Genomic DNA, 6498 nt, shown 5'->3' on the forward strand with positions numbered 1-6498 from the left:
CAGCGTAAATATCTGCTCAAGCAGACGACCAATACGGTATTTGCGCGAATCGGCTCGGTCAAGGAGGTGCTCGACGTGCATACGCTATCGCATACGAGCGAAGTGCACGATTTGAAGATGAACGATATCGGGCGCGTTGCATTGACGCTGCAAAAACCGATCGTTTGCGATGCGTACGATGCACAACCGGCGACCGGCGCGTTCGTGCTGATCGACGAAGCCACGCATCATACGGTGGCGGCCGGCATGATTCGCACGACATTTGAATAAAGTGTATTGCTCGAATTGAAATAATTGGTGTTAACAAAACGCCACATTAAACAAAAGGTTCATAAAACGATAAAGGAAATCGGGAAGAATTCGCCCCGGCGCTAATGGGGCCGATTTCCATTCAACAAACGAACCGACCACTACAAATGATGAACAAACGTATTCTTGCCGCTGCCGTGCTCGGCAGCATCGGCGTGGCTGCGCACGCTCAAAGCAGTGTCACGCTGTACGGCGTGATCGACGCCGGCTTGAGCTACACGAATCACGCCAAGACCGCGGCGGGCGGCTCGAGCAGCCTGACGAAATTCGATGACGGCGTGGCGCAAGGCTCGCGCTGGGGCATCAAGGGCAGCGAAGACCTCGGCGGCGGACTGAAGGCGATCTTCACCCTCGAAAACGGCTTCAGCATCGCTAACGGTACGCTCGGCCAAGGTCAGCGAGAGTTCGGCCGTCAAGCGTTCGTCGGTCTATCGAAGAGCGGCGTGGGCACGCTTACACTGGGCCGTCAATACTCGTTGTCGACCGATGTGCTCGCCAACTACACGACGGGCGGCAATACGGTTGCAGGCAACTACGCGTTCCACATCAACGACGTCGACCAGCTCACGTCGAGCCGCATCGACAACTCGATCAAGTTCGCAAGCGAGAACTTCGCGGGCGTGACGTTCGGCGCGTTGTACGGCTTCTCGAACCAAGCGGGCGCATTCGCGGGCTCGCTTGCCAACGGCACGGCGAACCCCGGTTCATCGCGCACGTACAGCTTCGGGCTGAACTACGCGGCCGGCCCGTTCGGCGTGGGCGCGGCCTACACGGACATCCGTTTCCCGGGCAACCAATCGATCAGCAACGTGACGATCGCGAACGTGCAAGAGTTGCGCACGTTCGGCCTGGGCGCGCGCTACCTGCTCGGCCCGGCGACGTTCTGGGCGTTGTACACGAACACGCGTTTCGTGCCTGTGACGGGCACGGCGCTGCTGTTCGATACGTATGAAGCGGGCGCTAAGTACGCGATCACGCCGGCATTGGCGGCGGGCCTCGGCTACACGTACATGCACATGAACGACGCGGCGAAAGGTCACTTCAATCAAGTCGACTTGAGCCTCGATTACGCGCTCAGCAAGCGCACCGACGTGTACGTCCTCGGCATCTATCAAAACGCCGCGGGCAAGAACGGCGCGACGCAAGTTCAGGCGCAGATCGGCGATTCGACGGGCTTCTTCGGCACGTCGGGTTCGGATGCGCAGTCGCAGATCGGCGCGCGCGTGGGCATTCGTCACAAGTTCTGATGGTTCAGGGAGAGTGGCTTAGCGCTCCCTGACGTCTGAACGAAGAACGGGGGCGCATCGAGCGCCCCCATTTTTTCAATGTCCTTCCGTTTCCTTCCGTTACTTGCCTAGCTCGTAGCCGACGATGCCGCCCGCCACCGCGCCGCCGACCGTGCCGACGGTGCTGCCGTGCGTCAACTTATTCCCGGCATAGCCGCCGGCGGCCGCGCCGCCCAGCGTGCAACCGGTCAAAAGCGCAACCACCATGGCGCCGGCCAGGCCGACGAATTTCAGTCGTCCTAAGGGTTTCATGATCGTCTCCTTGTTGTAGGAAGCAGATGCCATCGATCATGCAAACTTCATGCCGGGGTCACGTCGAACCGTCACGGTTCCGGATCGCCTCCAGGTTGGTTGCGCGTCGTTTTCGTGGCGAGCCCCGCTTCCTCCCCGCGCTGTCGCACAAGTTCTTCCCGCAGCTTGGCGACTTGCTCGCGCAGCATTCGGATGTCTTGATGCATCTCTCGCCGAAGGTGACGCTCCTCGCGCCCCACGAATCTCGCGGCAATCGTCGCGAATACGAGCGAGAGCAGACCGTAGCCGAGAAAAATAACGAACATCGCGAAGATGCGCGAGGCCGGGGTGCTCGGCGCCATGTCGCCGTAACCTACAGTCGCACTACTTTCGAAGGCGAGCCATAAGCCGTCGGCGTAGCTGTGCACTTGCGGTTCCAGCAGATAAAACCCGTCGCCCGCCAAGGCCACGAGGGCGGCGCCCGCCAAAAGCGGAAGCAGCAGGCGGTCGGGCGTGAGCAGTCCGACCACCGGCAACGCGAGTCTCAACGCGACGAGCGCGACCAGAACAAGATGGAACGTCCACTCGCCGCCGTTCCAGTCCGGCGAATAGGCGATGACGCTGACGATCGCGCCGAACAATACGGCGATATCGAGCAGGTTCGCGGCGAAGTAGCGACGCCTACGGTGCAATACCGCCAGATGCCAAAGCGCGGCAATGGCGAAAGCGATTGCGACCACGGCGAACAGCGAGCGGCCGAGTATCCACCACGGATGCGATGCGCCGGCCAACTCGAGATAGAAAGCGGGTATCCAGAGCGAGGCGGCGACGAACAGGACCATCGCGACATAGGGTTCCGCCCGCACCGCGGCGCGTTGCTCGTGCGGCGAGACGCCGGCGAGCAAGTGAAGCTTCATGGGCAGCTCGGCCATCTCGATCGCTCCGGCAGCGTGACCCAAACACAATGCGAACCGCCCGCCGATCGATCAACGGATGACCCTTGCGGGCGCGGCATCACGTGCTGCGTCGAGCCACGTCGTTCAATCGGGCAAAGTCGAGAATCGTCACATCCTTGCCCTGCACCTTGATGAGCCCTTGCTTCTGAAAACGCGACAGCGTACGGCTGACCGTTTCGAGCTTGAGCCCCAGAAAGCTTCCCGTTTCCTCGCGCGTCATGCGCAAGACGAATGCACTGGGCGAATACGAGCGCGCCTTCCAACGGCGCGACAGATCGAGCAGGAAAGCTGCGACGCGTTCGTCGGCGGTCATCGTGCCGAGCATCATCATCGCGTTGCTTTCGCGCACGAGCTCGGCGCTCAGCATGCGAAAGACGTTGTGCTGAACGGCTTTGACCTCGCGGCTCAGCAACTCGAGCAGATCGAACGGCATGACGCAGACGCTGCTGTCCTCGAGTGCGACCGCGTCGCTTGCATAGTGTGCCGCGGAGATACCGTCGGCGCCCAGCAGTTCGCCTGACACATAGAACCCGGTGACTTGTTCTCTGCCGTCGACGAGCAAGTTCACCTTCTTGAAGGAGCCCGTTCGCACGGCGTATAGATTGCTGAAGCCATCGCCGACACGGTATAGCGCTTCGCCCTTCTTCACGTGACGGTAGCCCAGCACGAGATCGTCCATCTGCTGCGAGCAGGCAAGCTCGTCGGGATTGACCGCGCAGACGGGGCGCAACGAGCACGTCTTGCAGGAGGACGATGCGCCGCCTAGCGTCGCGCCCGCTCGTGCGGGCGGCTCGGCATGCAAGGAAATCGAACCGTGCCGCTTGACTGACGCGTCATGGCCGCTCGAGCGTTCACCAGCACCGAACATTCGCTTTCTCCTTTTCTTCATCGATCGACGCGGGACGCCTTGCGGTACGCCGGCTTGCGCCTTCGCCGACACAAAGTGTCCGCCAACGGATCAACGCCCCCTATCGTCCGCAGACGAAAGTCGTGTCGGCGCTTTCACACACGCTGTCAGCCGATTCCTACGCCGCACGCCCGACGCCCGCGACAAAGCCCGTCCTAGCTAGCTTCTTGCGCATGAGCGGCTTTGTCACGCACAAACGGCGCGGCGAACAGTCGCACGGTCATGTGCAATGTGCGACGTTTATCGTTCGAAGCATGATCCAGGTCAACCCGGCGAGCGACCTCGCCTGATTTAATCGCACCGATTTTCCGATGGATTCGGTGCGCCGGTGTACGCGCCAGGCTCGAATACGTGCTCGTCGCAGGCTGTCCTTCCGTTTTCATTTGCATTGATTAGAATCGGTGAGACAGCTTCGAGAAGACGCATTACCGTTCAGGTCCGCACCGCTGCGAGGTCAAAGCCGTGGGCGCACCGCATATCGTTCGTGTCCCCGGAGACGATGACGTGATGCTTAGAAGAAGAATTGCTGCTGTTGTTCTGACCGGTGTCGTGTCGGTTGCCGCTCATGCGCAAAATGTGCAAGGCGCGCGGGATGCGCAAACCGAGCGCGCCCCCGATACGATGCAGGCGCGTGTGCTGGCTTGCGCCGCCTGTCACGGCGCGCGCGGCGAAGGCACCGACAACGATTACTTTCCGCGCCTCGCGGGCAAGCCGGCCGGGTACCTATACAACCAACTGATCGCGTTTCGCGACGGCCGGCGTCAGTACCCGCCGATGAACTACCTGCTCGCCTACCTGCCCGACGCCTATTTGCATCGGATCGCCGAATACTTTGCAAGCCAACGCCCGCCCTACCCCAGCGCTTTGACGCCGGCCGTGTCGGCCACGCTGCTCGCGCGCGGACAGCAGCTTGCGAAGGCAGGCGACCCATCGAAGAACATCCCCGCGTGCGCGTCTTGCCACGGTGCGGCTTTGACGGGCATGGAACCCGCCGTTCCGGGGTTGCTCGGCTTGCATGCGGAATACATCAGCGCTCAACTCGGCGCGTGGCGCTACGGCACGCGCAAGTCGTACGCGCCCGATTGCATGCACGAAGTGGCGTCGCGTTTGACGAACGACGACATCACCGCCGTCTCCGCCTGGCTCGCCGCGTCGCCGGGGCCGTCCAATCCCGCGTTCGCTCCCGCTGGGAGCTTGAAGATGCCGCTGCGTTGCGGCAGCGAACCGCAATGACGGAGTCCTTCGTGCCAGCCACCCGTTCATATTCTCTTTCCCGCGTGCTTGCTCGCGTCTGCGCCGGCACCGCGCTTGCCGCATCGAGCCTGCTCGCCTTCGCGCAAGGTCCGGGCGCGGCGCCGGCCGACGTCGTCAAACGCGGCGAGTATCTGGCGCGCGCGGGCGACTGCATCGCCTGTCATACGCAGCCCGGCGATAAGCTGTTCGCGGGCGGTCGCGCGATGCCGACGCCGTTCGGCACACTGTTTTCGCCGAACATCACGGCCGACAACGAGACGGGCATCGGCGCTTGGACCGCCGACGAGTTCTACCGGATGATGCACACGGGCCGTTCGCGCGACGGCTCCCTGCTCTACCCCGCGATGCCGTACGGCGCCTATACGAAGGTCACGCGCGCCGATTCGGACGCCATCTTCGCGTACCTGCGTTCGGTCCCGCCCGTGCATCAGCCGAACCGGCCGCACGAGATGCGCTTCCCCTACAACAACCGCGAGCTGCTGCTCGGCTGGCGCACGCTGTACTTCCGCGAGGGCGAGTACCAAGCCGATCCCACGCGTTCGGTGGAATGGAATCGCGGCGCCTATCTCGTCCAAGGCCTCGGGCATTGCTCGATGTGCCATACCGCGATCAATGCGCTCGGCGGCAGTTCGGAGTCGAAGGCGTTCGAGGGCGGCTTGATTCCGATGCAGGATTGGTACGCCCCGTCGTTGACCTCGAACAAGGAGGCGGGACTCGGCGATTGGAGCATCGAGGACATCGCCGACCTGCTGCAAAAGGGCGTGGCCAAACGCGGCGCCGTGTACGGGCCGATGGCCGAAGTCGTCTACGACAGCCTGCAGTACTTGTCTGACGACGACGTGCGCGCGATGGCCGTCTACTTGAAGTCGCTGCCGCAGCACGGCGGCGAGAACGGTGCGAACGGCAAGAGCGCGATGTCGGGCGAGGAGCGTGAACTGCTCGTACGTCTCGGCTCGAAAATCTACGACGCCCAGTGCGCCAGCTGCCACGGCAAGCGCGGCGAGGGCAAGCTGCCCGACTTCCCGCCGCTCGCCAACAATCAGTCGATCCAGATGACTTCGGCGGTCAATCCGATCCGGATGGTGCTCAATGGCGGCTATGCGCCCGGTACCGCGAAGAATCCGGCGCCCTATGGCATGCCGCCGTTCGCGCAGTCGTTATCGGACGAGGAAGTCGCGGCCGTCGTGACTTTCATTCGCACGGCGTGGGGCAATCGGGGCACGCCGGTCACCGCCAAAGAGGCCAACGCCTTGCGCTCCGCACCGCTTTACTGAATCGAGGACGTCATGAATCCGAACAACGAGGCGCGAGCGGGCGCCGCAGACCGAGAGGCACAGCGCGTGGACGAGATCGTCCGATCCGGGCCGGCGGGGGCCATCGCGGTGGCGGGCATCGCCACGGCCATCGTGGTGGCGCTCTGGTTCGCGTTTTACTTCCTCGTCTTTTTGCCGCGCGGCGTCATCCACTGAGCGAGCGACATGTCGAACATTCCCTCTTCCAGCCACGCCGAGGGCGCCGCGGTCGCCGCGCGCATCGAGCGTAAATGGGCCGCGCT

The 6498-nt window shown here is 62.9% G+C and carries 8 protein-coding genes; 5 read left to right on the forward strand and 3 right to left on the reverse strand.

The window, feature by feature from the left end; translation table 11 throughout:
* Together ACTHNR_RS26290 and ACTHNR_RS26295 are read left to right on the forward strand one after the other, a co-directional pair.
* Positions 1–270, forward strand: a 270-nt coding sequence (locus ACTHNR_RS26290; RefSeq protein ID WP_440551714.1) for an elongation factor 1-alpha C-terminal domain-related protein, incomplete at its 5' end; no start/stop codon positions are given.
* A 149-nt stretch (positions 271–419) separates the two neighbouring features.
* Entirely contained in the window at positions 420–1556 is a 1137-nt protein-coding gene (locus ACTHNR_RS26295) for a porin (protein WP_440551725.1), read from the forward strand.
* Between the two features lie 99 nt (positions 1557–1655).
* Here the strand turns inward: ACTHNR_RS26295 and ACTHNR_RS26300 are convergent, their stop codons facing one another.
* The 3 genes from ACTHNR_RS26300 to ACTHNR_RS26310 all read right to left on the reverse strand — a co-directional run bounded on the left by ACTHNR_RS26300 (position 1656) and on the right by ACTHNR_RS26310 (position 3650).
* Positions 1656–1802, reverse strand: coding sequence for a glycine zipper 2TM domain-containing protein (locus ACTHNR_RS26300; RefSeq protein ID WP_440551727.1), 147 nt, complete (start codon positions 1800–1802; stop codon positions 1656–1658).
* A gap of 116 nt (positions 1803–1918) precedes the next feature.
* The gene (locus ACTHNR_RS26305) at positions 1919–2758 is read right to left on the reverse strand and encodes a potassium channel family protein (protein ID WP_440551716.1); all 840 of its coding nucleotides are present in this window, start codon (positions 2756–2758) and stop codon (positions 1919–1921) included.
* Between the two features lie 82 nt (positions 2759–2840).
* Entirely contained in the window at positions 2841–3650 is an 810-nt protein-coding gene (locus ACTHNR_RS26310) for a helix-turn-helix domain-containing protein (protein WP_440551717.1), read from the reverse strand.
* A 546-nt stretch (positions 3651–4196) separates the two neighbouring features.
* Here ACTHNR_RS26310 and ACTHNR_RS26315 point away from each other — a divergent pair.
* The 3 genes from ACTHNR_RS26315 to ACTHNR_RS26325 are packed head-to-tail and all read left to right on the forward strand — an operon-like array spanning position 4197 to position 6412.
* On the forward strand, positions 4197–4922 hold the full coding sequence (locus tag ACTHNR_RS26315) for a c-type cytochrome (protein ID WP_440551719.1): 726 nt from the start codon (positions 4197–4199) through the stop codon (positions 4920–4922).
* Positions 4919–6217, forward strand: coding sequence for a c-type cytochrome (locus tag ACTHNR_RS26320; RefSeq protein ID WP_440551721.1), 1299 nt, complete (start codon positions 4919–4921; stop codon positions 6215–6217). The genes ACTHNR_RS26315 and ACTHNR_RS26320 overlap by 4 nt, the downstream gene beginning before the upstream one ends.
* 12 nt (positions 6218–6229) lie before the next feature.
* Positions 6230–6412: a hypothetical protein gene (locus ACTHNR_RS26325; protein ID WP_440551723.1), complete on the forward strand. Its 183-nt coding sequence runs from the start codon at positions 6230–6232 to the stop codon at positions 6410–6412.
* Positions 6413–6498: the final 86 nt, after the last annotated feature.

The sequence above is a fragment of the Trinickia sp. genome, from assembly GCF_051954495.1.
Classification (GTDB): domain Bacteria; phylum Pseudomonadota; class Gammaproteobacteria; order Burkholderiales; family Burkholderiaceae; genus Trinickia.